The sequence below is a fragment of the Trujillonella humicola genome (assembly GCF_046233715.1).
In the GTDB taxonomy this organism is placed as follows: domain Bacteria; phylum Actinomycetota; class Actinomycetes; order Mycobacteriales; family Geodermatophilaceae; genus Trujillonella; species Trujillonella humicola.
The window spans coordinates 1-1729 of sequence record NZ_JBJNRJ010000113.1; the positions used below are offsets into that span (position 1 = coordinate 1).

At 71.9% G+C, this 1729-nt stretch carries 1 protein-coding gene; it reads left to right on the forward strand.

What is annotated here, in order from left to right; all coding sequences use genetic code 11:
• The first annotated feature begins 99 nt into the window (after positions 1–99).
• Complete coding sequence (locus tag ACK586_RS25290) at positions 100–1635, forward strand: AMP-binding protein (RefSeq protein WP_409333294.1); 1536 nt, start codon at positions 100–102, stop codon at positions 1633–1635.
• Positions 1636–1729 lie beyond the last annotated feature (94 nt).

The window sequence follows — 1729 nt, forward strand, 5'->3', positions numbered from 1 at the left end:
CAAGCGCCGCCTGGCTCGCATCGTCTTCAACCTGCTTCGACCGACCGACACCGCGGCTGGAACGTGCCTTCCAGCCGCGGCTTGACATAGGAGCAACGCATGCGCGTGCCACTGACGACCCGCGACTTCCTGGACCGTGCCGAGCTCGTCTACGGCGACCGGATCGGCATCGTCGACGAGCCGGACCAGCCCGCCCCCTCGCTCGGTGAGCTGACCTGGCGGGAGGTCGCCCGCCGCGGCCGCGCGCTGCAGGCCGGGCTCGACGCCCTGGGGGTCGGCGCGGGGGAGCGGGTCGCCGTCGTCAGCCACAACGCCGCCCGGCTGCTGGAGGTCCTGCTCGCCGTCCCGTCCTCGGGCCGGGTCGCCGTGCCGGTCAACTTCCGGCTGGGCCAGGAGGAGGTCCGGTACATCGTCGGGCACTGCGGCGCCCGGGTGCTGCTGGTCGACCCGGACCTGCGCGAGTCGCTGAAGGGGGTCTCGGCCGAGCACTGCCTCGGCACGGGGGACGAGTACGAGCAGCTGCTGCGGTTCGACACCGAGCCCGTCCCGTGGGCCGAGCCCGACGAGGACGCCACCGCGACGATCAACTACACGAGCGGGACGACGGCGCGACCCAAGGGCGTGCAGATGACCCACCGCAACGAGTGGGTCAACGCCGTCACCTTCGGCATGCACATGCAGGTCAGCGACCGCGACGTCTACCTGCACACGCTGCCGATGTTTCACTGCAACGGCTGGGGCCTGCCGTACTCGATGGCCGGGGTCGGCGCCCGGCAGGTGGTGCTGCGCAAGGTCGACGGCGCGGAGATCCTGCGCCGCGTCGAGCAGCACGGTGTCACCGTCATGGCCGGGGCTCCGGCGGTGTGGAACGCCGTGCTGGACGCCGCCGCGGAGTGGGACGGCGAGATCCCCGGCCGCGACCGGGTGCGGGTGATCGTGGCCGGGGCGCCGCCGCCGTCGCGGACCATCGCCCGGATCGAGGGTGAGCTGGGCTGGGAGTTCAACCAGATCTACGGCCTCACCGAGACCGCGCCGCTGCTCACCATCAACCGGCCGCGCGCCGAGTACGACGACCTCGACCCCGAGGAGCGGGCGAGGCGGCTGTCCCGCGCCGGGGTGCCGGCGCTGGGGACCCGGCTGGCGACCAGCGAGTCCGGCGAGGTGCTGGCGCAGGGCAACACGGTGTTGGCCGGCTACTGGGAGAACCCGGACGCCTCGGCCGAGGCCCTGGACGGCGGCTGGTTCCACACCGGCGACGGCGGGTCGATCGACGAGGGCGGCTACCTCACGATCTCCGACCGGAAGAAGGACGTGATCATCACCGGCGGGGAGAACGTCTCCTCGATCGAGGTCGAGGACGTCGTCTTCAGCCACCCCGCCGTCGCCGAGGTCGCCGTGATCGGCATCCCCGACGACAAGTGGGGGGAGATGGTCACCGCGCTGGTCGTGCTGGCCGAGGGGGAGAAGGCCGACGAGGCCGCGATCATCGCGCACTGCCGCGGCCGGCTGGCCGGCTACAAGGTGCCCAAGCGGGTGGAGTTCCGCGGCGAGCTGGCCCGCACCGCCACCGGCAAGATCCAGAAGTTCAAGCTGCGGGAGAGCTTCTGGGCCGGGTCCGAGCGCCAGGTCAACTAGTACTACAGCCGCACTTCGTCGGCTGCACCCCTTCGAACGTAGTGACAGCGGCGGGCCCGGGCCTGGTGTCTGCGGCGCCAGAAGGACCAGCTCA

Coding starts and splice junctions, on each gene's coding strand:
- ACK586_RS25290 (WP_409333294.1), top strand. CDS start 100: ATGCGCGTGCCACTGACGACCCGCGACTTCCTGGACCGTGCCGAGCTC.